Consider the following 24,916-nt stretch of genomic DNA (forward strand, 5'->3'; position numbering starts at 1 on the left):
GAGTGAGCCTGCTCGCGATAGCGGTGGGTCAGACAGTGACGATGCTGACTGTCACACCGCTATCGCGAGCAGGCTCGCTCCACAGGGTAAGGTTGCGTTTATTCGCCGGTAGCAACGCCCCGCGCAGGATCGTTGATCCACTCGCTCCACGATCCGGCATACAACGTCCCCAACGGATAACCCGCCAGGCACAGCGCAAACAGGTTGTGGCACGCCGTTACGCCTGAACCGCAGTACGCCACCAGATCGTTCGGCGAGCGATCGGCAAGTTTTGCGGCAAAACGCTGCTTGAGCTGATCCGCCGGCAGGAATCGCCCATCGGCGCCAAGGTTGTCGGTAAAGGCTGCACATTGCGCACCCGGAATATGCCCGGCAATCGGATCGATAGGCTCAACTTCGCCTTTGAAACGCGGCAAGCCACGGGCATCCAGCAAGGTCAGCGCAGGCTGGCCGAGACGTTGCAGAAGTTGTTGCGCATTCAGGGTCAACGCGTTGTCCGGCACACCGGTGAAGGTGCCCCGCTTGCTCTCGCACGCATCCAGGCTCAGCGGCAACCCCGCCGCGTGCCAGGCCTTGAGCCCGCCATCCAGAATGAACACGCCATCACGCTTGCCCAGCCATGCCAGCAACCACCAGGCCCGTGCTGCGTAGGCACCCGGACCGTCATCATACAAAACCACTTCACTGTCAGCGTTGATGCCCCAGGCTTGCAGGCGTTCGATCAAGTCTTCAGGTTTGGGCAAGGGATGACGCCCGGTGACCCCCTTGACCACAACACCACTCAAATCACCTTCCAGATCGGCAAAGCTCGACCCGGCGATGTGCCCTTCGGCATAGCTACGCTGGCCATAGTCCGGGTCTTCGAGGGCAAAACGACAATCCAGAATCACCAGCCCCGACTGCTCCTTTTTCAGGTCCAGTGCTTGCGGGCTGATCAGTTGCGCAATGGGCATAACGGGCTCCAGTGATTAAGTCGAATTGAGTCTTACTACACTTCTTCCAGTGCCTGGGCCAACGGCACATAAAACTCTTCGCAGAGTGCATTGACCGCGTCGCGGGATTGATCCGTGACAAACCCGGCCTCAAGCACCAGCACCTGATACACACCCCGTTTGATGGCCTGCTCGCTCAGGTGGTTGGAATTCTCCCGCGTGGTGCACAGGAACCGCACCCAGGACGTCAGGATGATCCACGCATTGAGCGTCAGAGACTCAATCTGAACCTTGTCCATTTGCAGGATGCCGGCCTCGACGAAGGCCGCGTAGATGTGCGTGCCATGAATCAGGCAGCGCTGGGAAAACCGTCGGTATCGGGCCGCCAGTTCGGGATCGCTGTCGAGCAAGTGCTCGAGGTCGCGATGCAAAAACCGGTAGCGCCACATGGCCGCCAGCAGCTCCTGAAGGTAGAAGCGCTTGTCCTCGACCGTAGACGCGCGCCCCTGAGGGGGGCGCAGGAAGCTGTCCACCAGGCTTTCGTACTCACTGAACAACACGGCGATGATCGCCTGCTTGTTGGGGAAGTGGTAGTACAGGTTGCCCGGTGAAATTTCCATGTGGGCGGCAATGTGGTTGGTGCTGATGCTGCGCTCACCCTGCTGATTGAACAGCTCCAGGCTGTTCTGCACGATGCGCTCGCTGGTTTTGATCCGAGGGGCCATGGCTTGAGCTTTAATTCAGAGTGCGATGACGGGCATCTTACGACCTATCCGCAAGCGGATGAAACAACCCCGCGCAAGATGTCATTTGACTTTATAGAGCATAGACTCTAAAAAGTGCCTCACTACAATAAAAAGTGCCTCACTACAATAAATCCGGAGCCGATCATGACTGCTGACATCGCCTACCTCCAGAGTTTGAATCAGCCTCTGGAAGAAATGCAGGCACTGTTCGACGCGCAACGCGCAGCTTACGCCGCCAACCCGATGCCGCCTGCTGCCCAGCGCCAGCAATGGCTGAAGGCCCTGCGCGATCTGTTGAGCAGCGAACGTCAGGCCTTGATCGAGGCCATCAGCCAGGATTTCAGCCACCGCAGCGCTGACGAAACCCTGCTCGCTGAACTGATGCCCAGCCTTCACGGCATCCATTACGCCAGCCAGCACCTCAAGGGCTGGATGAAGGCCTCGCGACGTAAAGTGGGCATCGCTTTCCAGCCGGCGGCGGCCAAAGTGGTGTACCAACCGCTGGGCGTGGTGGGTGTGATCGTGCCCTGGAACTACCCGTTGTACCTGGCCATCGGTCCATTGGTAGGCGCGCTGTCGGCCGGTAACCGAGTGATGCTCAAACTCAGCGAATCAACCCCCGCCACCGGTGCACTGCTCAAGGAACTGTTCGCCCGGATCTTCCCTCAGGACCTGGTCTGCGTGGTGCTGGGCGAAGCCGATGTCGGCGTCGCATTCTCCCGCCTGCGTTTCGATCACCTGCTGTTCACCGGTGCCACCAGCATCGGCAAACACGTGATGCGTGCGGCGGCCGAGAACCTCACCCCGGTCACCTTGGAACTCGGCGGCAAGTCCCCGGCCATCGTGTCCCACGACGTGCCCCTCAAAGACACCGCCGAACGCATCGCCTTCGGCAAAACCCTGAACGCCGGGCAAACCTGCGTGGCCCCGGACTACGTACTGGTGCCGGAAGACCGCGTGGGTGGGTTTGTCGAAGCCTATCGCCAGGTGGTTCGCGGTTTTTATCCGACACTGGCTGACAACCCGGACTACACCGCCATCATCAACGAGCGGCAACTGGCGCGCCTCAACGGCTACGTCAGCGATGCCACCAGCAAAGGTGCGCTGCTGATCCCGCTGTTCGATCAAGGTCAGGGCCGTCGCATGAGCCACAGCCTGCTGCTCAATGTCACCGACGACATGACGGTGATGCAGGACGAAATCTTCGGCCCGCTGCTGCCGATCGTGCCGTACAAGCATCTGGACGAGGCGTTTGCCTACATCAACCAACGCCCTCGCCCACTGGCGCTGTACTACTTCGGCTACGACAAGCGTGAACAAAACCGTGTGCTCCACGAAACCCATTCCGGCGGGGTTTGCCTCAATGACACCCTGCTCCATGTCGCCCAAGACGACATGCCGTTTGGCGGTATCGGCGCTTCGGGCATGGGCCATTACCACGGCCACGAAGGCTTCCTGACCTTCAGCAAGGCCAAAGGTGTACTGATCAAGCAGCGGTTCAACGCGGCAAAACTGATCTACCCGCCGTACGGAAAGTCCATTCAAAAACTGATCCAGAAACTGTTCATCCGCTAACGATCGCCACCACCGGGTAAAAACAATAATGAGCCCAAGCCTGACCGATACACCCGCGCTGTCACGGCGCGGCCTGCTGAAATTCAGCCTCGGCGCCACCGCCTTTCTCGCCACCGCCGGACTGGGTGCGAGCCTCAGCGGCTGCTCGTCGAGTGTTGCGGCGAACGGCTTCGTGATCCTGCGCAGCGGCGATCTGCTGTTTTTGCGCGCACTGATCCCGGTGATGCTCGAGGGCAGCGTCGCCGCCGGGAAGATGCCGGCATCGGTCGACGAGACCTTGCACTGCCTGGATAACGCCTTGAATCACCTGTCGCCGGAAATGCTCAAGCTGACCCAGCAATTGTTCGATGTGCTGGGAATGACGGTGACGCGCGGCCCGCTGACCGGCATCTGGGGCAGCTGGGAAAACGCAAGCAGCGAAGAGATCCGGCATTTTCTTGATCGCTGGGAAAACAGCTCGTTGAGCTTGTTGCGCATGGGGCATAGCTCATTGCTGCAACTGGTGATGATGGCGTGGTACAGCCGGGCGGAGTCGTGGGTGCATTGCGGATATCCCGGGCCGCCTGCCGTTTGAGACCGAGGCGCCTCACCACCAAAAACAAAATAAAAAGAGAACTTGAAGATGCCCGTACCCGATCCGTTCCGAGAAGGCCTGTCCCGTGGCTGGAAAACCTACAATGGCTCGCAACTGACCCAAGACCTGACCCTCGAAGCGGATGTGGCGATCATCGGCAGCGGTGCCGGCGGTGGTACCACGGCTGAAATCCTCAGTGCGGCCGGCTACAAAGTGCTGCTGATCGAAGAAGGCCCGCTCAAGACCAGCAGCGACTTCAAGATGCTCGAAGACCAGGCCTACACCAGCCTCTATCAGGAAGGCATCGGGCGCATGAGCAAGGATGGCGCGATCACCATCCTCCAGGGCCGGGCCGTGGGCGGCACCACGCTGATCAACTGGACGTCGAGCTTTCGCACGCCGACCCCGACGCTCGAACACTGGGCCAAGGAGCACGATGTCAAAGGCCACTCCCCCGCCGAAATGGCGCCGTGGTTCGAGAAAATGGAACAACGCCTCGGTGTCGCACCGTGGAGGGTGCCGCCCAACGCCAACAACGATGTGATCCGCAAAGGCTGTGAAAAACTCGGTTACAGCTGGCACGTCATTCCGCGCAACGTGCGTGGCTGCTGGAACCTGGGCTATTGCGGCATGGGCTGCCCGACCAACGCCAAGCAATCGATGCTGGTCACGACCATTCCCGCCACGCTGGAAAAAGGTGGTGAGCTGTTGTACCTGGCCCGCGCGCAACAGCTGTCGATCAAGGATGGCAAAGTCACCGGCTTGCAATGCGTAGCGATGGATGACCGTTGCGTTGCGCCGACCGGACGCACGATCACGGTCAAGGCGCGGCATTACGTATTGGCCGGCGGCGGCATCAACAGCCCGGCGCTGCTCCTGCGTTCCGACGCGCCCGATCCCCATAAACGCCTGGGCAAAAGAACGTTTTTGCATTTGGTGAACATGTCCGCCGCCTTGTTCGACGAGGTGGTCAACCCGTTCTACGGCGCGCCCCAGTCGATCTATTCCGACCATTTCCAATGGCAGGACGGCACCACCGGCAAGATGTCCTACAAACTTGAAGTCCCGCCSCTGCACCCGGCGCTGGCGACGACCCTGCTTGGTGGTTTCGGCACGGAAAACGCCCAGCACATGGAGCACCTGCCCCATACCCATGCGATGTTGGCGCTGTTGCGCGACGGTTTTCATCCAGAGAGCACCGGCGGTAGCGTCGAGCTGCGCGGCGACAATACGCCGGTGCTCGACTATCAGGTCTCGCCCTATGCCTGGGAGGGCCTGCGCCGAGCCTTTCACAGCATGGCCGAGATCCAGTTTGCCGGCGGCGCCAGTGCGGTCATGCCCATGCACGCCGACGCTCGCTACGTGAAAACCCTGGCTGAAGCACGCACGCTGATCGATGGCTTGAGCCTTGAGCTCTATCGCACACGCCTGGGCAGTGCCCATGTGATGGGCGGTTGCGCGATGGGCGAAGACCCGAAAAACGCCGTGACCGACAGCCTTGGCCGTCATCATCAGCTGAGCAATCTGTCGATCCATGATGGCTCACTGTTTCCCACCAGCATTGGTGCGAACCCGCAATTGTCGGTCTATGGGCTGACAGCGCAATTGGCCACTTCGCTGGCCGAACGTTTGAAAAACCCATAAGAATGGAGAATATTCGTATCGTCTATAGTGCTTTCTTACCCAACAGGCGACTTGGCCGACCGGGAAGGCTGCGATACCATCCGACTCCCCAACGGACTCCCGCCAGGACGACGCGATGAACCGAGTGTTGTACCCAGGTACCTTCGACCCTATTACCAAGGGCCATGGCGACTTGGTCGAACGCGCCGCGCGCCTGTTCGATCATGTCATCATTGCCGTCGCCGCCAGCCCGAAGAAAAACCCGTTGTTTCCTCTGGAGCAACGTGTGGAGCTGGCCCGCGAGGTCACAAAACACCTGCCGAACGTTGAAGTCGTCGGCTTCTCGACGCTGCTCGCGCACTTCGCCAAAGAGAAGAACGCCAACGTGTTCCTGCGTGGCTTGCGCGCGGTGTCGGACTTTGAATACGAATTCCAGCTGGCCAACATGAACCGCCAGCTGGCGCCGGATGTAGAAAGCCTGTTTCTTACACCGTCCGAGCGTTATTCGTTCATTTCCTCGACGCTGGTCCGTGAAATCGCAGCGCTTGGCGGCGATATCACCAAGTTCGTCCACCCTGCGGTGGCGGACGCCCTCACCGAGCGCTTCAAGAAGTAACGACCGCTGAATCGGCGCCTGCGTGCACTGCGGGCGCCAATGCGGCACAATTGTGCGCATTGGTTTATTGCGCCCGGGCCTGTCGCCCTGGCTGGAGTTAGCATGTCCCTGATCATCACCGACGATTGCATCAACTGCGACGTCTGCGAACCCGAGTGCCCGAACGCCGCTATTTCCCAAGGCGAAGAGATCTACGTGATCGACCCGAACCTGTGCACACAGTGCGTCGGCCACTACGACGAACCTCAGTGCCAGCAAGTGTGCCCGGTGGATTGCATTCCACTGGACGAAGCGCACCCGGAGACAGAAGAGCAACTGATGGAGAAGTACCGGAAAATTACTGGCAAGGCTTGAGATTTTTTCTGCCTGCCATGCCGCCATCGCGAGCAAGCTCGGTTCCTACAGTTGATCGCGTGAACTTGTAGGAGCCGAGCTTGCTCCGGGCGGCGTTCCGACGATGAGGCCATCAGCCACACCAAAGATATAACTGCCTTCATTCCTGCTGCTCAAACCCCTCCCCGATACACCCCAGGCATCGCACGAATGCGGCTTTCGCCGGATCAACGACCAACGCCTGTCCCGCATCGCCCACCCCGCCACCCAGCGCGGTAAACGGCAAAGACACCACAAACACGCCCGCACCGATCACCGTCGCGACGACCAACAAAGGTCGGGCAATCAGCAAATCACCGATCATGGCGTACGCCGGAGGATTGTGGATGGTGTAGAGCGGATCGCCACTGCCACTGCTGGACGCCAGCGCTGAGGTACTCACGCTCAACAGCAAAACAACGGCAAGGGTTCGAAAAAGACTCATGGCACGGTCCTTATGCGAGGCAGTGAGAACACTGACTATAGACCGTGGGGTTTTTCAGCTCTGACAGCGTGGGCAAAAGACGCTGGCGCGCTGGCCGAGCTTCACATCCCGCAGTTCTGTACCGCAGACCTTGCAGGGCTCATGGCCTCGACCGTACACAAACAGTTCCTGCTGGAAGTAACCCGGCTGACCGTCACCCCCGATGAAGTCGCGCAGGGTGGTGCCGCCACGCTCGATGGCCGCGGCGAGGATGCGTTTGATCTCGATCGCCAGTTTCAAATATCGCGCCCGGGAGATGCTTTTGGCTTCGCGGCGCGGATCGATGCCGGCGGCGAACAGCGCTTCAGTCGCGTAGATATTGCCGACACCCACCACCACTGCGTTATCCATGATGAACGGCTTGACCGCTATGGATCGCCCGCGCGACTGCTGGAACAGGCGTTCGCCGTCGAACAGGTCGGTCAACGGCTCCGGCCCCAGGCGAATCAACAATTCGTGGTTAAGCGGGTCGAGGCTCCAGAGCATTGCGCCAAACCGGCGCGGGTCGGTGTAACGCAGCGCCAGCCCGGACTCCAGCTCGATATCCACATGCTCGTGCTTGGCCGCCGGCAGTCCGGCTTCCACCAAGCGTAAATTCCCCGACATGCCCAAATGGCTGATCAGTGTGCCGACTTCGGCATTGATCAGCAGGTACTTGGCACGCCGTTCCACCAGCACGATGCGCTGCCCGGACAAGCGCACATCGAGGTCTTCGGGAATCGGCCAGCGCAAACGCCGGTCACGCACGATCACCCGGCAGACCCGCTGGCCTTCCAGGTACGGCGCAATCCCGCGGCGGGTGGTTTCGACTTCTGGCAGTTCAGGCATGGCGCACTCGAATCAGGCTATCCAACACTCAGCGGTGAGTGCCAAGGTCGCGAATCGTTTGCTTGAGCGTCTCGAAGTCGTAGTCCGAGAGGCCGACATAGTCGAGCACCAGATGCCCGATGCTGTTCCATTCGTGGTCTTCGGTCTGGTTGCCCAACACCCGGTAGGACGCACAAATGTGCTCGGCCATCTTCAGGATCGCCAGCAGATTCTTGAGCTGGGCATTGCGCGACGACTCATCGCTGAAGATCGCCAACGCGTTGTGGTGATTGGCGATAGCGGCGGTCACATGGTCCGGCAGACGCCAGGACTTGGCAGTGTAGTAGCCGACCACGGCGTGGTTGGTGTTGAACACCCGGTTCTCGGTGTCCACCACTCGGCACTCGGGGCCGGCATTGGCGTAAGCCTGTTCGAGCACGGTCATGTACTCAGGGAAACGCTGAAGCATCAACGGCACGCCACAATCGTGGAACAACCCCAGGGCATACGCTTCATCGCCGGCCTGCGCACCAATCCGCTTGGCCAGCGTCAGGCAGGTCATCGCCACGTCTTGAGCCGTGTCCCAGAAACGGTTCAAGGTAACGATGGTGTCGTCATTCATCTCACCCTTGATCGACTGCGCGTTGATCAGGTTGATGATTGAACGACTGCCCAGCAGGTTCACCGCACGCTGGATCGAGGTGATCTTGTTGCTCAAGCCGTAATACGGCGAGTTGACGATTTTCAACAAGGAGCCAGAGAGGCCCGGGTCCTGGGAGATCAGCTTCGCGATCACTTCCAGGTCCGGGTCGGGCATGTACTGCTCCATCTGCAAATCCACCATGATTTGCGGCTGGGCGGGCACGCTGATGCCTTGCAGGGACTGTTGAATCTGTTCGGTAGTCAGCTCTTGGGACATAAGTACACACTCTGGGCCAGGCGCAGATTCTAGCTTCTAAAAGTTGGATCCGACACCTTGGACGGTCCATCTGTTGAAGTTTCATCTTCAGCCGCGACCTTCACCGCATGTCCATCCGCCAAACCGTGGCCTTGCGCAACACGCTATACTCCCGCTCTTTTTTCCGGAGCGACGTCATGTCCCTGCCTAGCCTGCGCCTCAAAGCCAACGCCGACCGTCGCCTGCGCAACGGCCACTTGTGGGTCTACAGCAACGAAATCGATGTAGCCGCCACGCCTTTGCACGGTTTCAAGGCCGGCGATCAGGCGATCCTCGAAGCAGCCGGCGGCAAGCCGCTGGGCATCGTGGCCATGAGCCCGAACAACCTGATCTGCGCCCGCCTGCTGTCGCGTGACATCAAGTTGCCGCTGGACAAGTCGTTGCTCGTTCACCGTATCAACGTCGCCCTGTCGCTGCGCGATCGTCTGTTTGACAAGCCGTTCTATCGCCTCGTCTACGGCGACTCCGACCTGCTGCCAGGCCTGGTGGTCGACCGTTTTGGCGACATCCTCGTGGTGCAGATCGCCTCGGCGACCATGGAAGCTCATAAAGAAGACGTGATCGCCGCGTTGACCCAAGTGCTCAAGCCAAGCGGCATTCTGTTCAAGAACGACTCCGCTGCCCGTGATGCCGAAGGCCTCAACCGCTACGTCGAAACCGTGTTCGGTCTGGTGCCGGAGTGGGTGGCGCTGGAAGAAAACGGCGTGAAATTCGAAGCGCCGGTCATGCAAGGCCAGAAAACCGGCTGGTTCTACGACCACCGCATGAACCGCGCTCGCCTGGCCCCGTATGCCAAAGGCAAACGCGTGCTGGACCTCTACAGCTACATCGGCGGATGGGGCGTGCAAGCGGCCGCGTTCGGCGCCAGTGAAGTGTTCTGCGTCGATGCGTCAGCCTTCGCCCTCGACGGCGTCGAGCGCAACGCCGCGCTGAACGGTTTCGCCGACAAGATGACCTGCATTGAAGGCGACGTGTTCGAAGCCCTGAAAGAGTTGAAAGCCAGCGAAGAGCGTTTCGACGTGATCGTGGCCGACCCTCCGGCATTCATCAAGCGCAAGAAAGACATGAAAAATGGCGAAGGTGCCTATCGTCGCCTGAACGAGCAAGCCATGCGCCTGCTCAGCAAGGACGGCATCCTGGTGAGCGCTTCGTGCTCGATGCACCTGCCCGAAGACGACCTGCAAAACATCCTGCTGACCAGCGCCCGTCACCTGGACCGCAACATCCAGCTGCTGGAGCGTGGCGCTCAGGGTCCGGACCACCCGGTTCACCCGGCCATCGCCGAAACCCGCTACATCAAAAGCATCACCTGCCGCCTGCTGCCAAACAGCTGATAAGGCCGGTTTGACGGGGAACCACTCGGTTCCCCGTTCTATTATTCGATATTCAAACTTACAACTTCCTACACTTGCAATCCGTGCGACTTGCAGGACGTTTCTCTGTATTTTTTATTTCAGAGAATACGCCTTACAAAATCCCGCCTTACCCGTGACTGATCTGACAAAACTACTAGAACCTTCCTACTCAATCTCCCCTTGATAAGGACTGATTAACAACTATGATTAAGTTGTCACACAGAAGTGACACTCACTATCAATGACAAGGAATTCAAAACATGAAAGCAATTACTCTGGAAGCTAACAACATCGCCAATCTGTCTTTTCTGGTTGCCCCAAAAAACCGCTAAGTAAATGAAGCGCTGGGGAGTGCCGGCTACCCAGCGTTCTTTATGAAAAACTCCAGAGCAAAACGCCTATCATGCAGATAAACCCTCATCTCTTCATACTCCCGCGCACGCCCGGACAAATAGTTTGGGACTACAAAAACCACAAACAATACGAACTGGATCTTGAGCATTCAACCCGACTTGCAGAACTTATCAGCAACCCGGGCAAATTCAATAGCAGCAACAGAATAGACACACAACTTCTTGATGCAGGAATACTTACACTTTCAACACCCGTCATTATTGAATGGGGCTGGGATGAACTGTCGAAAATATTCCATATCGGCACCAAGAACATTCCCTGCAAACATACTCCACAAAATATTCATGAATGGTCCAGAGAGTATCTGGACCATTGCAGCGAAGTGTTGGCCACACCGGCTCCCGACAACAGGCTTGTCGAACGTCTGGCAGGCGAACTGATTGAGCTGCCGAAACCTTCATGCCTGCCGGAAGGCTCTCTGGCAAACACCCTGATCGATCGGAAAACCTGCCGTACCTTCACCGGGGATGCCCTCTCACTTGAGGTGGTCAGCACGCTGCTATACCTGTCCCTGGGCTACCTGCGAGAACGTGAAGATGCCATCGACGAAAACTGTGTCGAAGGGCTGGGCGCCCGACGTACCAGTCCATCCGGGGGTGGGCTCAACGCCTGCGAAGGTTTCCTGCTGGTACAGAATGTCATTGGCCTGAATCCCGGGCTCTATGCCTACCTTCCAAGCGGACATGCGCTGAGATTCGTCAATCCACTGCCCGGCCGACCGTTGGGGCAATTGCTGTGCGGGCAACACTTCATTAATAACCTGCCAGTGGGTCTGTTCATCACCAGTCGGTTCGACAAGTTGTGGTGGAAATATGAACACTCGCGCGCGTATCGAATGGCCTACGTTGAAGCCGGGCACATTTCCCAGACCTTCCAGCTGGTGGCCACCTCGCTGGGCCTGAACACCTGGTTGACCGGAGCGCTGACGGACGATCAGGTTGAAACGCTGCTGGGACTCAATGACAACCCCGAACAGCCCTTGTTTTTTGTCGGTTGTGGCAAGAGCGACGGGGAGGCGCTGTGCAAGGAATTGAAAGCGCTGCTGAGCCGTCAGGACTCGCCATCATGACCGACTCGCGCCATGAACAGGCAACACTTCCCACCGGCTGGGCTGATCGCTTCACCCTCGGCGACTGGGATAACCGCGCCGCAGTGCGAACCAGTAAGCACACCTATTTATTGCCGCCGGAGATTGAGCAGCAACTGCAAACCCGGCATTGGTTCCCGCCAGCCTTCCTGCCTTATTTGAATCACCCGTCCGTCAAAGCCGCAGGGCGGGCGATCACTCATCGATTATCGGCCAATCATCTGGTGTACTTCCTCGACTACACCACCCTGCTCGAACACCGCATCGTCAATCGATCTGTCGAAACCATCGTCCATGACGACCTCGGTGTGTGCATTCCCCGGCGGATGAAAAACGCCGCACTGCAGCTCTACACCGACGAGGGGTATCACGCCCTCGTTTCCAATAGCCTCGCCGAACAGATTGCCGCGTTCTACGGCATGTTCGACCGGCCCGTCATGCCGCAGCGAATCATCCGCCTGCAGGCCCTGCTCGAGCGCACACCGGACAGGCACAAATCACTGGCCTGGTTCCTCGCCGGCTTCGTCTCCGAGACGATCATCGCCAAGGATCTGCTCGACATCTGTCGCGACGCCTTGGTGGATGGCGTTCAGGAAATGCTCAGGGATCACCTTGCCGACGAGGCACGACACAGTCGCTATTTCTGCGAAGTTTTCCATTATCTGTGGCTGCACTTGAACAGCGCGCAACGGATGTTCTGCGCGAGTCTGCTGCCGGAGCTCATTCGGGTTTTCTTTGAAGTCGATGAGCGTTGGCTGAAGTCGAGCCTTCGCTTTGTCGGTCTCAGCGAGACAGCCTGCCTGGAAATCATCGAAGGGCTGTCCGACGCGCAAGCCACCCTGCAACGCGCCCGCTCGGGGGCCAGCGCCACCCTGGGCGCCTTGGAAAAAGCCGGTTTCTTCGATCGGCCTTGCAACCGGAAACTCTTCACCCGCGCCGGTTTTCTTGATGAATAAAGGAAACGATGCAGCCTTCAGCAAAAAACGTCGAGCCACCGTCACGCTGTTGATGACCATGACGCTGCTGGGTGTCTTCCCCCTCGACGTCGTGCTCCCGTCCTTCCCCCATCTGGCTGATTACTTTCAGACCTCACCGTCCGGAATTTCCCTGTCTGTCAGCGTGTTTGCCATCAGTCTGGCACTGTCTGTGATGCTGGTCGGGCCAATATCGGATGTGTGGGGACGCAAGACGCTGCTGCTGGGAGGCATGGCTGTCGCGGCTATTGGAGCGGTTGGCTGCGTGTTCGCCAGCGACTACCGCTGGTTCCTGGGATTTCGCATGGTTCAGGCAATGGGTTGCGGGGCATTTTCATTGTCGCAGGCACTGATTCAGGATCTGTTCGTCGGTCGTGAACGGGAGCGCATCAGGATCTGGATGGTGACAGGGGGCGGAGTGTTCATTTCAGTTTCGCCCCTGTTGGGGACCTGGCTGCAATCGTGCCTTGGCTGGCAAGGCAGTTTTTATGTATTCATTGCTCTGTCGTGTGTTGCCTGGTGCGGGGCCTATTGGCTACTCAAGGAAACGCCGCCCGGGCGCAAGCCATCCCACGCAGGGTTTTTCAATGCTTATTGGCGCTTGTGCTCGGATGGACGTTTCATGGGGTACTGGTTGATTTCGGCGCTCGCCTTCGCCTGCCATTTTTCGTTCATCGTTTCTTCGCCCATCATTTTCATGGAACGCCTGGCGCTCTCACCGTATGAGTTCGCCTGTGCATTGCTGCTGTATGGCGTCGCGTACGTATTGGGCGGGGTATTAGCCAGCGTGCTGCATCGATACCTGCAAGCCAACGCCCAGATCATTATCGGCCTGGGCCTGATCGCCGTGTCAGGCGCAATCATGCTGTGGCTGACTCGCCACTTCGGTCTTTCAGCGGCGACGGTGTTGATTTCGATGCTGGTTTGCACCGTCGGCACCACCATCGCCAGGCCAATCGCCAATTCCAAAGCGATGAGTCTTCACCCTGAGAATGCCGGGGCCTCCACTTCGGTCGGGGCCATGCTGATTTTCATGTTCGGCGGCGTCATCAGCTCGGTGATCAACCTGACGCCCGAAAACCTGACCACGGCTCTGGCCCTTGGCTTCCTGGCACTGAGCGCTGCAGGGCTTGGGGTGAACGCAGTCATCAACTACAAGACGCAACAGGCACTCAATACCGGGTGATACGTGCCAGTCGTCATCTCGCCCGCTCCGTCAGCACGGGATCAACGCTTGCCGGCATTCCCTCCTGACGCCAGCCGTGTAGAATCGCGACATTCATCGCCAGTCATCCCCCGGCGGGTTTATGAGCTCAAGCTGAAGCGCGCGGCGATCCCGCAAAGTTATCGGCAACTTCCGGACACACGGCCATTTCTGAGTGTTCCAGACGTCAATAGAAGCTCACTTCCCTTTTGATACCTGATTAGCCGCCCGGAGTGCTTCATGCCTGATTACCGCTCGAAAACATCCACCCATGGCCGCAACATGGCCGGTGCCCGCGCATTGTGGCGCGCCACGGGGATGAAAGATGACGACTTCAAAAAGCCGATCATCGCCATTGCCAACTCCTTCACCCAGTTCGTACCAGGCCACGTCCACCTCAAGGACCTGGGTCAACTGGTCGCCCGCGAAATCGAACGCGCTGGCGGTGTCGCCAAAGAATTCAACACCATCGCTGTCGATGACGGCATCGCCATGGGTCACGACGGCATGCTGTATTCGCTGCCGAGCCGCGAGATCATCGCCGACTCCGTCGAGTACATGGTCAACGCCCACTGCGCCGACGCCATCGTCTGCATTTCCAACTGCGACAAGATCACCCCTGGCATGTTGATGGCCTCTCTGCGCCTGAACATCCCGGTGATCTTCGTTTCCGGCGGCCCGATGGAAGCCGGCAAGACCAAACTGGCCAGCCACGGTCTCGACCTCGTCGATGCCATGGTCATTGCCGCCGACTCCAGCGCTTCTGACGAGAAAGTCGCTGAGTACGAGCGCAGCGCCTGCCCGACGTGCGGTTCGTGCTCCGGCATGTTCACCGCCAACTCGATGAACTGCCTGGTCGAAGCCCTGGGCCTGGCATTGCCGGGTAACGGTTCGACCCTGGCCACCCACAGCGACCGCGAGCAGTTGTTCCTGCAAGCCGGTCGCACCATCGTCGAGTTGTGCAAGCGTTACTACGGCGAGAACGACGAATCGGTCTTGCCGCGCAACATTGCCAACTTCAAGGCGTTCGAAAACGCCATGACGCTGGACATCGCCATGGGCGGCTCGACCAACACCATCCTGCACTTGCTGGCCGCGGCCCAGGAAGCCGAGATCGATTTCGACCTGCGCGACATCGACCGTCTGTCCCGTCACGTTCCGCAACTGTGCAAGGTCGCGCCGAACATCCAGAAGTACCACATGGAAGACGTGCACCGTGCCGGCGGGATCTTCAGCATCCTTGGCTCGCTGGCCCGTGGCGGTTTGCTGCACACCGACCTGCCGACCGTGCACAGCAAGACCCTGGCCGAAGGCATTGCCAAGTGGGACATCACCCAGACCAGCGATGAAGCGGTGCATCACTTCTTCAAGGCCGGCCCGGCAGGTATTCCGACGCAAACCGCATTCAGCCAGTCGACCCGTTGGGAAACCCTGGATGACGACCGTGAAAACGGCTGCATCCGTAGCGTTGAACACGCTTACTCGAAAGAAGGCGGCCTGGCCGTCCTGTACGGCAACATCGCGCTCGATGGCTGTGTGGTGAAAACCGCTGGCGTCGACGAATCGATCCACGTCTTCGAAGGCAACGCGAAGATCTTCGAAAGCCAGGACAGCGCCGTGCGCGGCATCCTTGCTGACGAAGTGAAGGCCGGCGACATCGTGATCATTCGTTACGAAGGCCCGAAAGGCGGCCCGGGCATGCAGGAAATGCTGTACCCGACGTCCTACCTGAAATCCAAAGGTCTGGGCAAAGCCTGCGCCCTGCTCACCGACGGYCGCTTCTCTGGCGGCACYTCGGGCCTGTCCATCGGCCACGCYTCGCCAGAAGCCGCTGCTGGYGGCGCGATTGGTCTGGTGCAGGACGGCGACAAGGTGCTGATCGACATTCCGAACCGTTCGATCAACCTGTTGGTCAGCGACGAAGAACTGGCCGGGCGCCGTGCCGAGCAGGATCAGAAAGGCTGGAAGCCTGTGGAAAAACGTCCACGCAAGGTCACCACCGCCCTGAAAGCCTACGCCCTGCTGGCGACCAGTGCCGACAAGGGTGCCGTGCGTAACAAGGCAATGCTCGACGGTCTGTAAACGTCAGTCGTAGAAATAAAAATGCCCCGCCAAGTGCGGGGCATTTTTTTGTCTGACCGATTTAATGGTTGAACATTACGGCCCCATCGTCGGTGTTATTGAATTTCCTCAGGCTTCACGATCACCCAGTTCTTGTCCGCCGTAACTTCCAGTCCTTCCTTGGCCTGGGCCGCAGCGTTTGTGGCCATCATGCCGTTAATCTGGGTCATGTATTTGTCTTTGCGGTTGACCCACAAGTGGATGCCGCCCTTCTTCACGTCGACACTGTGGAACAGCATGTAACCGTCACTGCTCGGGGTGTCGCCGCCGACCAGGACTGGTTTTTTCCACTGATCGATGTAGGTCAGGATCGCGGCTTGCTTACCGGCCATCCAGGTTGCCGGGGTCCACAGGTATGGGGTCAGTTCAAGGCCAAGGTTAGCCTTCTCGTCGTATTTGCCCGCGGTGATCTGTTTGCGCGCAGTGGTCAACTCGCCGGACTTGGGGTCCTTGAGCAGCAGGCTCACGCCGATCACGTTCTGCGGTTTAACGTTGTAGCCGTACTTCGGATCGGAAGCGACCATGCGCACCAATTCTTCAGAGGCGGCGGTCATTACGTAGACCTCGATGCCGTTCTCCATCAGCTTGTTGTACAGCTCTTTCTGACCAGTGAAGATTTTCGGCGGGTTGACGTCGAGATTCTTGACCACGTCGCCTTCGTAATAAGTCGCCGGCACCGGTTTGCCGGACGCCATCATCTCGTCGACATAGCCTTTGAGTTCTTTGAGGGTAAAGCCGGAGAACACTTGGGCGACCCATGGATAGCAGACCATGTCGTCGACTTCGCAGAGGCGATAGTAGTAACTGAACAGGCTTTCCTTGTGATCGGCAGTGTCTTTGAAGGGCATCAGTTTCAGGGAGGGGTCGAGTTTCTCGCGGGTGATCAGGCCCTTGTTCTCCATGTACGGCAGCAACGACTCTTCCAGATCGTAGCGGTAACTGGTGTTGTCCATGTCGAACACCGCGTAGTTACCTTTGTTGGCGTTGGCGGCAATCATTGCGTCCAGCGCCTTGGCCTGATCGGCAGGCCAGTGTTTCAAATCGGTGGCGAATGCCTGGCCGGCAAGGCCCAGGCAAATTGCTGCAGCCAGTATTTTTGGTATGAATTTCATCGACGACTCTCCCTGAATGTGAAAGACATCGACGCTAACAAATAAGTGTGACAGTCCTCGTCTGTCAGCGACCGCTACCGTACCCATCGCGCCAACTGCATCCCTGACAGCGACACCGGCTTATTCCAAAAACGACAGTCAACCTCTGTTTTCGGTATTAATTCATTAGATATCAAACTGTTAGGATTCCCGGTTCGCAGCTGCCCGGGAAGGCAGCCAGCACAAGTCTTATTGGAGTCCTTATGAATCTGCCGCTGATTCTCAATCTGCTGGTGTTCCTCGCCCTGCTCTTCGGGCTGGCACAAACCCGTCACACCACTTGGAGCCTGGCAAAAAAAGTCTTGCTCGCGCTGGTGCTGGGCGTGGTGTTCGGTGTGTCGTTGCACACCGTTTACGGTGCCGGCAATCCGGTACTGAAAGCCTCGATCGGCTGGATCGATCTGGTCGGCAACGGTTATGTGCAGCTGCTGCAAATGATCGTGATCCCGCTGGTGTTCGCCTCGATCCTCAGCGCCGTGGCCCGTCTGCACAACGCATCATCGCTGGGCAAGATCAGCTTCCTGACCATCGGCACGCTGCTGTTCACCACCGCGATTGCGGCGCTGATCGGCATCGGTTTGACCAACCTGTTTGGCCTGACCGCCGAAGGCCTGATCGCCGGCACACAAGAAATGGCGCGCCTGCAAACCATCCAGACCGATTACGCCGGCAAGGTCGCCGACCTGAACGTACCGCAGCTGTTGCTCTCGTTCATTCCGCAAAACCCGTTTGCAGACTTGGCCCGGGCCAAACCGACCTCGATCATCAGCGTGGTGATTTTTGCGGCGTTCCTTGGCGTCGCAGCCCTGCAATTGCTCAAGGATGACGTCGAAAAAGGTCAGAAAGTGATCAACGCCATCGACACCCTGCAAGCCTGGGTGATGCGCCTGGTGCGGTTGGTGATGAAGCTGACCCCGTACGGTGTATTGGCGTTGATGACCAAAGTGGTCGCCGGTTCCAACCTGCAAGACATCATCAAGCTCGGCAGTTTTGTAGTGGTGTCCTACATCGGCCTGGGCCTGATGTTTGTGGTCCATGGCGTGCTGGTGTCGGCAGCCGGGATCAACCCGCTGCGCTTCTTCCGCAAGGTCTGGCCGGTGCTGACGTTTGCTTTCACCAGCCGCTCCAGCGCCGCGACGATTCCATTGAGCATCGAAGCGCAGACCAGCCGCCTGGGAATCCCGCAGTCCATCGCCAGCTTCGCCGCTTCGTTCGGCGCGACCATTGGCCAGAATGGCTGTGCCGGTCTGTACCCGGCGATGTTGGCGGTGATGGTGGCGCCGACCGTGGGTATCAACCCGCTGGACCCGCTGTGGATCGCGACGCTGGTGGCGATTGTGACGCTGAGTTCGGCCGGTGTGGCGGGTGTCGGTGGTGGCGCGACGTTTGCCGCGTTGATCGTGTTGCCGGCGATGGGTTTGCCGGTGTCACTGGTGGCGTTGCTGATTTCGGTCGAGCCGCTGATCGATATGGGGCGCACGGCGTTGAACGTCAGTGGGTCGATGACAGCGGGCGCGATCACCAGCCAGATCATGCAGCAGACGGATAAAGAGCTGCTGGATGCGGATGAGCATGGGTCGTTGGCTCACGCTTAAATCTTCATCGACAGGACCGGCCCCATCGCGGGCAAGCCCGGCTCCTACACAGGGATCAGTGGTGTTCACACGGTGTGTGCTCCACCTCAAAACCCTGTAGGAGCCGAGCTTGCTCGCGATGCTTTTAAGCCTTCTCCCAAACCTCGAAGTTGTACGCCGGTTTGTCGCCTTCGGCCGGATTCGGCACGTTCGACACCAACTTCCACTCCTTCAAATCAAACTCCGGAAACCACGCATCCCCGTCCGGGCTTAGCGCCACGCGCGTCAGATACAAGCGGTCAGCCTGAGCCATCCCCTGCGCATACAACTGCGCACCGCCAATCAGCATCAGCTCATCGACGCCCTGCTCTTTCGCCCATTCCTCGGCGCGCGCCACGGCCGCTTCCAGCGATGGATAGACTTCCGCGCCTTCCAACACCAGATCAACCTGACGGCTGACCACGATGTTCAACCGGCCCGGCAGCGGTCGCCCGAGCGAATCCCAGGTCTTGCGACCCATGATGATCGGCTTGCCGAGGGTGGTGGCCTTGAAGTATTTGAAATCCCCCGGCAAGTGCCAGGGCATGCTGTTGTCGACGCCGATTACACGGTTTTCACCGAGGGCTGCAATCAGGCTGAGGGGGAGTGATTTAGTCATGCCGGCGAGGATACCAGAGCCATCCGTACCCCGATAAGCGCCACAGCGGTTATGCTCACGACTCAATCTAAGCGACGGGATGCCGCGTGACTGAACTGAACAACCTCTGGCTGACAGAAACCATCCGCCTGCGTGAAGAACACGCCGGGCCGCTTGAGGATCTGGAAGCCAACCGACTGGCCCGCAGCGCTGGCGGCGACCTGCCGGCACGGATTCAACGTCGGGCCGTGTGGCTGGCCGAACGCGATGGTTTGGCCAATGCCCTCGTGCACTGGCTGCAAGGCGCGCGACTGGCGCTGATCGTGATGGCGGTGTTGGCCGTGGTCAGCGGCGCCGGCCTGGCGTTTGCTGCGATGGGCGACGGGCAAACCCCGGTGAATGTGTTCTGGGCCTTGGGCAGTTTGCTCGGGCTGAACCTGATTTTGCTGATCAGTTGGGCGCTGGGCCTGGTCTTCGCCGGCGAACACGGCGCCACCCTCGGGCGCTTATGGTTGTGGCTCAGTGAAAGACTCGCGCGTGATGCCAAAGCCGCACAACTGGCCCCGGCCCTGCTGCTGCTATTGCAGCGACAAAAACTCAATCGCTGGGCCCTCGGTATTCTGGTCAACGGCCTGTGGCTGCTGGCGATGCTCAGCGCCCTGGCGATTCTACTGACGTTGATGGCCACCCGGCGCTACGGCTTCGTCTGGGAAACCACCCTCCTGAGCGGCGACACCTTCGTCGCCATGACTCAGGCCCTCGGCGCGCTGCCGGCCTTGATCGGTTTCAGCGTGCCCAGCGTGGAGATGATTCGCGCCAGCGGCGATGCCGCGCTGAACATCGAAAGCGCTCGGCAAGCCTGGGCCGCCTGGCTGGTGGGTGTGCTGCTGATGTACGGCGTGTTGCCGCGCTTGCTGCTGATGCTGTTTTGCCGATGGCGCTGGAAAACCGGCCAGGCGAAATTGCACCTGGATTTGAACCTGCCCGGTTATGCCCAACTGCGCGAACGCTTGATGCCCACCAGCGAGCGCCTGGGTATCAGCGATGCCGCGCCGGCGCAACTTCATCGCGTGCAAAGCGGTGTCACGGATCAGCAAAGCGACGGCGCCCTGCTGGTGGCCATTGAACTCGATGACCAACGCGAGTGGCCACCGCACCTGCCGAAAACCGTGGGCAACGCCGGCATACTCGACAGCCGTGAATCGCGCCACAAACTCCTCGAACAACTGAGCCGCTTTCCGCCCGCGCGGTTGCTGATTGCCTGCGACCCACGGCGCTCGCCGGACCGTGGCAGCCTGGCGCTGATCGCCGAACTGGCGCGCAATGCGGCCGCCACCCGCGTCTGGCTGCTGCAAGCGCCGCCCGGCGAAGCGCTGGATGCCGAACGGCTGGGGGACTGGCATGTCGCCTTGCAGCAATTGGAGCTGCCGTTCGCCGATTGCGCGCCGTTGAACTGGCTGGAGAGCGGTCATGACTAACGCCTGGAAGGCACCGTTGAAACTGGCCGTGGTCGGCCACACCAACGTCGGCAAAACCTCATTGCTGCGAACACTGACCCGTGATGTCGGCTTCGGCGAAGTGTCCCATCGCCCCAGCACCACGCGCCATGTCGAAGGCGCGAGGTTGTCGGTGGACGGCGAGCCGCTGCTCGACCTCTACGACACGCCCGGCCTGGAAGACGCCATCGCCCTGCTCGACTACCTCGAACGGCTGGAACGTCCCGGCGAACGCCTCGACGGCCCGGCCCGCCTGGCGCGGTTCCTTGAGGGCAGCGAAGCCCGGCAGCGCTTTGAGCAGGAAGCCAAAGTGTTGCGCCAACTGCTCACCTGCGACGCCGGCCTCTACGTGATCGACGCCCGCGAGCCGGTGTTGGCCAAGTACCGCGATGAACTGGAAGTGTTGGCCAGCTGTGGCAAACCGTTGCTGCCGGTGCTGAATTTCGTCAGCAGTGCCAACCATCGCGAACCGGCCTGGCGTGAAGCGTTGGCGCGCCTGGGCTTGCATGCCTTGGTGCGTTTCGACAGCGTCGCGCCGCCAGAGGATGGTGAGCGTCGACTCTATGAAAGCCTCGCCCTCCTGCTGGAAAGCTCCCGTGAGCAACTGGAGCGCTTGATCGCCGATCAACAGGCCCAACGCCTCGCCCGTCAGCAAAGCGCAGTGCGGTTGATTGCCGAATTGCTGATTGATTGCGCCGCGTGCCGGCGCAGCGTTGCCAGCGACGCGGCGCAAGAACAACAGGCCATTGGTGAACTGCACAAAGCCGTGCGCCAGCGCGAACAACGTTGCGTTGAAGCACTGCTCAAGCTGTACGCCTTCCGCCCACAGGACGCGGCGGCCAGTGACTTGCCGCTGCTCGATGGGCGCTGGGGCGATGACTTGTTCAACCCCGAAACCCTCAAGCAACTCGGCGTCAGGGTCGGCGGTGGAATCGCGGCCGGTGCGGCCGCGGGCGCCGGGGTCGATTTGCTGGTGGGCGGCATTACCCTGGGTGCGGCAGCCTTGGCCGGAGCGATCGCCGGTGGCGCGCTGCAAACCGCGCGAAGCTATGGCAGCCGTTTGCTGGGCAAAATCAAAGGTCAGCGAGAGCTGACCGTCGATGACAGCGTATTGCGGTTATTGGCGTTGCGTCAGCGGCAACTGCTACAGGCGCTGAATCAGCGCGGGCATGCCGCGATGGACAGCATTCACGTGGCCACGCCCCAGGACAAGACCTGGCGCGAAGGCAAATTGCCCGAAGCATTGAACAAGGCACGGGCGTATCCGCAATGGTCGTCGCTTAATCCGCAGGCGAAGTTGAATCAGGCCGAGCGCCAAGAGCAAATTGAGGTGTTGGCGCAACAGCTTTAAGCGGCGCAGCCTTCACGCAGCCAACAGTCGCGCCGCTTTTTCCTTCAAGACCCCAAGGTCGATCACTGGCACCTGCATTTCCTTCGCCAGTTCATCCCACTGGCGCATGCGCAAACTGACTTCGCACAACGGGTCTTGCTCGAAGGCGGCAGCCTCGGCCGGTGTCATCACCCCGCCCTGGTATTCCAGGGTGCGGCGGCTGGCTTCGCTCAAGCGCTCGTAGTACCCAGGCTCTTTCAGCGTCAGATACCGCTTGGCCTGCACGTGGTATTCCACCAGTCGCGCCATGCGTTCGCTGAAACCGGCGCGACGCAAGTAATCGGCGCCCAATCGCTCGTGGCTGACCACGCCGAAGCCGCCCATGTTCTCGGCGCTCTCGGCGCAGATGTGCCCGATGTCGTGAAAGAACGCCGCCAGCACCACTTCATCATCGAAGCCCTCGGCCATTGCCAGTTGCGCAGCCTGGGACATGTGCTCGATCTGCGACACCGGCTCGCCGATGTAATCGCTGTCGCCAAAACGTTCATACAAGCCGAATACTTCGGCGATCACGTGCTCACTGCTACCCATCAACGCTCTCCCAATAAAGTCGCCACGTTACGCTCCGCCATCGCGGGCCCGACGCTCATGCCGACGCCGGTGTGCATCAGCGCAATGCTGACGCCCGGCTGCGGTCGCAGGAATGAAAATGGCCCCGGCCCCCGTGAACCATAGACCCCCTGCCAGCGCTCGACCACTTGCACGTTGCAGCCCAACGTCTGCTCGGCCAGCTCGATCATCCAGTTGTCCACTTGCTCGGCATTGAACGGTGATGGATCGCGACCGTAATGGTGAGAGTCGCCGATGATCAATTCGCCGTAGGGCGTCGGGCTGATTAGCAGGTGGATACCGTTTTCGTGCAAGTGCGGCTCGTCGCGCAGGATCTGCGCCTGCACCGCCGCCGCTTCCGGCAGGTCGGCAAAGGCGCCGTAGTGCACGCAGCTCAAACCGGTGAGCAAGGCGTGTTGCAAGTTGAGGTTGACCTGCGGGCGGACGCGGAGCATTTGCAGACGGCAGATTTGTGGGTTGAGTTCGGCAATCGGCTCGGCGAGCAAGGTCTGATAGTCGTGGCCCGAGCACAGGATGATCTGCTCGGCGCTGAACGTGCCGGTGGTGCTGTGCAAGCGGCCCGGCTCGATGTCGCGAACCAGGGTCGAAAAGTGAAAGGTGACGCCGAGCTCGCGGCGCAGGTAGTCGATCAGTGCCGGTATCGCCTCGCGGGAATACAGTTGTTGATCGTCCATCCCGTGCAACGCGGCGCGGTGATGGCTGAACTGGCCGCTGTACAGATCGCGCAAGGCAGCACCGCGCAGAAGCTCGACGCGGTAGCCGTGTTCCACGGCGCGACCGGCGCAAAAAGCTTCGAGCAGGTGCTCTTCCGCTTCGGTACGGGCGAACAAGTAAGAGCCATTACGCTTGAGTTGCAGGCCGGCGAGTTGCGCCCATTGGCCCCAGATCTCGCGGCTGGCCCTGGCCAGTTCGAGCATCGGGCCCGGCGGCTGGCCGGTGACCAATGCCTGACCGAAGTTGCGCACCGAAGCCCCTAAAGGTGTTTCGCTGCGTTCGAAAACGGTGACTTTCAGACCGCGTTTGGCGGCGGCGTAGGCGTGGGACAGACCGAGAATGCCGGCGCCGACGATCAGCATGTCGTTGTGTTGTGTCATTGAAATTTGTCCTGAATGACAGACCGCTATCGCGGGCAAGCCCGCTCCCACAGGTTTTGTGAACGCCACAGATCATGTGGGAGCGGGCTTGCCCGCGATGGGGACCTGTCAGCCGATGAAGATCTTACTTGGCAACCACTTTCTCGGACTTGCCGTCATAGCGCTTGCGCCATTCGGTCAGGATCTCGTCGCGGTTTTTCGAGGCCCAGGCGAAGTCGTTCTTGATCAAACGCTGCTCGTAGTCAGCCGGCAGTTCGGTCTGTGGCTTGGCGATACCTGGCTGAGCCAGTACGGCGAAGTTTTCTTTGTACAGCTCCATCGCCGCCGGGCTTGCCGAGAAGTCAGCGAGTTTCTTCGCGGCGTCTTCATGCGGCGTGCCTTTGATCACGGCAGTCGCTTCGATCTCCCAGCCCAGGCCTTCTTTCGGCAGGATGATGTCCAGTGGCGCACCCTGGCGCTTCAGTTGAACAGCCGGGTATTCAAAGGAAATACCGATCGGGAATTCGCCAGCCGCCGCCAGTTTGCAAGGCTTGGAACCGGAGTGAACGTACTGGCCGATGTTCTGGTGCAGGTCATCCATGTACTGCCAGCCCTGCTTCTCGCCGAAGGTTTGCAGCCAGGCGCTGACGTCGAGGAAACCGGTGCCGGACGAGGCCGGGTTCGGCATCACGATTTTGCCTTTGTACTCAGGCTTGGTCAGGTCTTGCCAGCTCACGGGCTTGGTCAGGCCCTGCTTCTCGGCTTCGACGGTGTTGAAGCAAACGGTCGCGGCCCAGACGTCCATGCCGACCCAGGCTGGCGGGTTGGCGGCGTCGCGGTAGTTGTTGCCGATTTTGCCCAGGTCCTTCGGCGCGTAGCTTTGCAACATGCCTTGTTGATCGAGGATCGCCAGGCTCGACGCGGCCAGGCCCCAGACAGCATCAGCTTGCGGGCGAGCTTTTTCGGCCAGCAGTTTGGCGGTGATGATCCCGGTGGAATCGCGCACCCATTTGATTTCGACGTCCGGGTTGGACTTTTCAAACGCTTCTTTATAGGTCTTCAGTTGTTCGGCTTCGAGGGCGGTGTACACCGTCAACTCGGTTTTCGCCGCGAAGGCGTTCAGGCTGAAAGCGGTGAGGACAGCAGCGGCCAAGGCCAGGGGCTTGAACATGATCTTTTCCTG

General features: G+C 59.7%; 23 protein-coding genes. 13 read left to right on the forward strand and 10 right to left on the reverse strand.

The window, feature by feature from the left end; translation table 11 throughout:
- Positions 1 to 98: 98 nt before the first annotated feature.
- Together AC1D2P_RS15645 and AC1D2P_RS15650 are read right to left on the reverse strand one after the other, a co-directional pair.
- A complete protein-coding gene (locus tag AC1D2P_RS15645) occupies positions 99 to 953 on the reverse strand; it encodes a sulfurtransferase (protein ID WP_109785639.1) in 855 nt (284 codons plus the stop codon).
- Positions 954 to 988: 35 nt separating this feature from the next.
- Entirely contained in the window at positions 989 to 1,657 is a 669-nt protein-coding gene (locus AC1D2P_RS15650; RefSeq protein ID WP_046029693.1) for a TetR/AcrR family transcriptional regulator, read from the reverse strand.
- 165 nt (positions 1,658 to 1,822) lie between these two features.
- On the opposite strand from AC1D2P_RS15650, the gene AC1D2P_RS15655 reads away from it, so the two are divergent.
- From AC1D2P_RS15655 to AC1D2P_RS15675, 5 genes are all read left to right on the forward strand, one after another.
- Entirely contained in the window at positions 1,823 to 3,253 is a 1,431-nt protein-coding gene (locus AC1D2P_RS15655; protein ID WP_477757413.1) for a coniferyl aldehyde dehydrogenase, read from the forward strand.
- A 28-nt stretch (positions 3,254 to 3,281) separates the two neighbouring features.
- Complete coding sequence (locus tag AC1D2P_RS15660; protein WP_109785641.1) at positions 3,282 to 3,827, forward strand: twin-arginine translocation pathway signal protein; 546 nt, start codon at positions 3,282 to 3,284, stop codon at positions 3,825 to 3,827.
- 48 nt (positions 3,828 to 3,875) lie between these two features.
- The gene (locus AC1D2P_RS15665; RefSeq protein WP_077431099.1) at positions 3,876 to 5,471 is read left to right on the forward strand and encodes a GMC family oxidoreductase; all 1,596 of its coding nucleotides are present in this window, start codon (positions 3,876 to 3,878) and stop codon (positions 5,469 to 5,471) included.
- A gap of 115 nt (positions 5,472 to 5,586) precedes the next feature.
- Positions 5,587 to 6,066, forward strand: coding sequence for a pantetheine-phosphate adenylyltransferase (gene coaD, locus AC1D2P_RS15670; protein WP_007945531.1), 480 nt, complete (start codon positions 5,587 to 5,589; stop codon positions 6,064 to 6,066).
- Between the two features lie 102 nt (positions 6,067 to 6,168).
- Positions 6,169 to 6,420: a YfhL family 4Fe-4S dicluster ferredoxin gene (locus tag AC1D2P_RS15675; RefSeq protein ID WP_003195146.1), complete on the forward strand. Its 252-nt coding sequence runs from the start codon at positions 6,169 to 6,171 to the stop codon at positions 6,418 to 6,420.
- Between the two features lie 139 nt (positions 6,421 to 6,559).
- Here AC1D2P_RS15675 and AC1D2P_RS15680 read toward each other — a convergent pair whose 3' ends face one another.
- From AC1D2P_RS15680 to AC1D2P_RS15690, 3 genes are read right to left on the reverse strand one after another with little or no spacing between them, the layout of a single operon-like run.
- Positions 6,560 to 6,883 carry a multidrug transporter gene (locus tag AC1D2P_RS15680; RefSeq protein ID WP_109785642.1) on the reverse strand — a complete coding sequence of 108 codons (324 nt, stop codon included), beginning with the start codon at positions 6,881 to 6,883 and terminating at the stop codon, positions 6,560 to 6,562.
- 54 nt (positions 6,884 to 6,937) lie between these two features.
- Positions 6,938 to 7,750: a bifunctional DNA-formamidopyrimidine glycosylase/DNA-(apurinic or apyrimidinic site) lyase gene (gene mutM, locus AC1D2P_RS15685; protein ID WP_109785643.1), complete on the reverse strand. Its 813-nt coding sequence runs from the start codon at positions 7,748 to 7,750 to the stop codon at positions 6,938 to 6,940.
- Positions 7,751 to 7,778: 28 nt separating this feature from the next.
- Positions 7,779 to 8,594, reverse strand: coding sequence for an HDOD domain-containing protein (locus AC1D2P_RS15690; RefSeq protein ID WP_177412231.1), 816 nt, complete (start codon positions 8,592 to 8,594; stop codon positions 7,779 to 7,781).
- Between the two features lie 230 nt (positions 8,595 to 8,824).
- Between AC1D2P_RS15690 and AC1D2P_RS15695 the strand changes: the two genes are divergently transcribed.
- From AC1D2P_RS15695 to ilvD, 5 genes are all read left to right on the forward strand, one after another.
- Positions 8,825 to 10,021 (forward strand): class I SAM-dependent rRNA methyltransferase, encoded by a 1,197-nt coding sequence (locus tag AC1D2P_RS15695; protein WP_007945535.1) that lies wholly within the window; start codon positions 8,825 to 8,827, stop codon positions 10,019 to 10,021.
- 424 nt (positions 10,022 to 10,445) lie between these two features.
- The gene (locus AC1D2P_RS15700; protein WP_109785645.1) at positions 10,446 to 11,525 is read left to right on the forward strand and encodes a SagB family peptide dehydrogenase; all 1,080 of its coding nucleotides are present in this window, start codon (positions 10,446 to 10,448) and stop codon (positions 11,523 to 11,525) included.
- Complete coding sequence (locus AC1D2P_RS15705; protein WP_109785646.1) at positions 11,522 to 12,499, forward strand: diiron oxygenase; 978 nt, start codon at positions 11,522 to 11,524, stop codon at positions 12,497 to 12,499. Before AC1D2P_RS15700 ends, AC1D2P_RS15705 begins: the two co-directional genes overlap by 4 nt.
- The gene (locus AC1D2P_RS15710; RefSeq protein ID WP_109785647.1) at positions 12,492 to 13,703 is read left to right on the forward strand and encodes an MFS transporter; all 1,212 of its coding nucleotides are present in this window, start codon (positions 12,492 to 12,494) and stop codon (positions 13,701 to 13,703) included. Before AC1D2P_RS15705 ends, AC1D2P_RS15710 begins: the two co-directional genes overlap by 8 nt.
- A gap of 258 nt (positions 13,704 to 13,961) precedes the next feature.
- Positions 13,962 to 15,803, forward strand: coding sequence for a dihydroxy-acid dehydratase (ilvD, locus tag AC1D2P_RS15715; protein ID WP_109785648.1), 1,842 nt, complete (start codon positions 13,962 to 13,964; stop codon positions 15,801 to 15,803).
- Positions 15,804 to 15,898: 95 nt separating this feature from the next.
- Here the strand turns inward: ilvD and AC1D2P_RS15720 are convergent, their stop codons facing one another.
- Positions 15,899 to 16,954, reverse strand: a complete 1,056-nt coding sequence (locus AC1D2P_RS15720; RefSeq protein ID WP_109785649.1) for an HAD family hydrolase — start codon at positions 16,952 to 16,954, stop codon at positions 15,899 to 15,901.
- A 242-nt stretch (positions 16,955 to 17,196) separates the two neighbouring features.
- Here AC1D2P_RS15720 and AC1D2P_RS15725 point away from each other — a divergent pair, with 242 nt between their 5' ends.
- Entirely contained in the window at positions 17,197 to 18,588 is a 1,392-nt protein-coding gene (locus tag AC1D2P_RS15725; protein WP_223522947.1) for an L-cystine transporter, read from the forward strand.
- Positions 18,589 to 18,712: 124 nt separating this feature from the next.
- Here AC1D2P_RS15725 and AC1D2P_RS15730 read toward each other — a convergent pair whose 3' ends face one another.
- Positions 18,713 to 19,225, reverse strand: coding sequence for a dihydrofolate reductase (locus tag AC1D2P_RS15730; protein WP_046032330.1), 513 nt, complete (start codon positions 19,223 to 19,225; stop codon positions 18,713 to 18,715).
- An 86-nt stretch (positions 19,226 to 19,311) separates the two neighbouring features.
- Between AC1D2P_RS15730 and AC1D2P_RS15735 the strand changes: the two genes are divergently transcribed.
- Both AC1D2P_RS15735 and AC1D2P_RS15740 read left to right on the forward strand, forming a co-directional pair.
- Positions 19,312 to 20,682, forward strand: a complete 1,371-nt coding sequence (locus AC1D2P_RS15735; RefSeq protein ID WP_109785650.1) for a DUF2868 domain-containing protein — start codon at positions 19,312 to 19,314, stop codon at positions 20,680 to 20,682.
- The gene (locus tag AC1D2P_RS15740; protein WP_109785651.1) at positions 20,675 to 22,051 is read left to right on the forward strand and encodes a GTPase/DUF3482 domain-containing protein; all 1,377 of its coding nucleotides are present in this window, start codon (positions 20,675 to 20,677) and stop codon (positions 22,049 to 22,051) included. The genes AC1D2P_RS15735 and AC1D2P_RS15740 overlap by 8 nt, the downstream gene beginning before the upstream one ends.
- 12 nt (positions 22,052 to 22,063) lie before the next feature.
- Here the strand turns inward: AC1D2P_RS15740 and AC1D2P_RS15745 are convergent, their stop codons facing one another.
- The 3 genes from AC1D2P_RS15745 to AC1D2P_RS15755 form a co-directional block, all read right to left on the reverse strand.
- Positions 22,064 to 22,621 carry a phosphonate degradation HD-domain oxygenase gene (locus AC1D2P_RS15745; protein WP_109785652.1) on the reverse strand — a complete coding sequence of 186 codons (558 nt, stop codon included), beginning with the start codon at positions 22,619 to 22,621 and terminating at the stop codon, positions 22,064 to 22,066.
- The gene (locus AC1D2P_RS15750) at positions 22,621 to 23,754 is read right to left on the reverse strand and encodes a TIGR03364 family FAD-dependent oxidoreductase (RefSeq protein ID WP_109785653.1); all 1,134 of its coding nucleotides are present in this window, start codon (positions 23,752 to 23,754) and stop codon (positions 22,621 to 22,623) included. The genes AC1D2P_RS15745 and AC1D2P_RS15750 overlap by 1 nt, the downstream gene beginning before the upstream one ends.
- 124 nt (positions 23,755 to 23,878) lie before the next feature.
- Positions 23,879 to 24,904: a putative 2-aminoethylphosphonate ABC transporter substrate-binding protein gene (locus tag AC1D2P_RS15755; RefSeq protein WP_109785654.1), complete on the reverse strand. Its 1,026-nt coding sequence runs from the start codon at positions 24,902 to 24,904 to the stop codon at positions 23,879 to 23,881.
- Positions 24,905 to 24,916: the final 12 nt, after the last annotated feature.

The sequence above is a fragment of the Pseudomonas sp. P1_F1_2 genome (assembly GCF_056405815.1).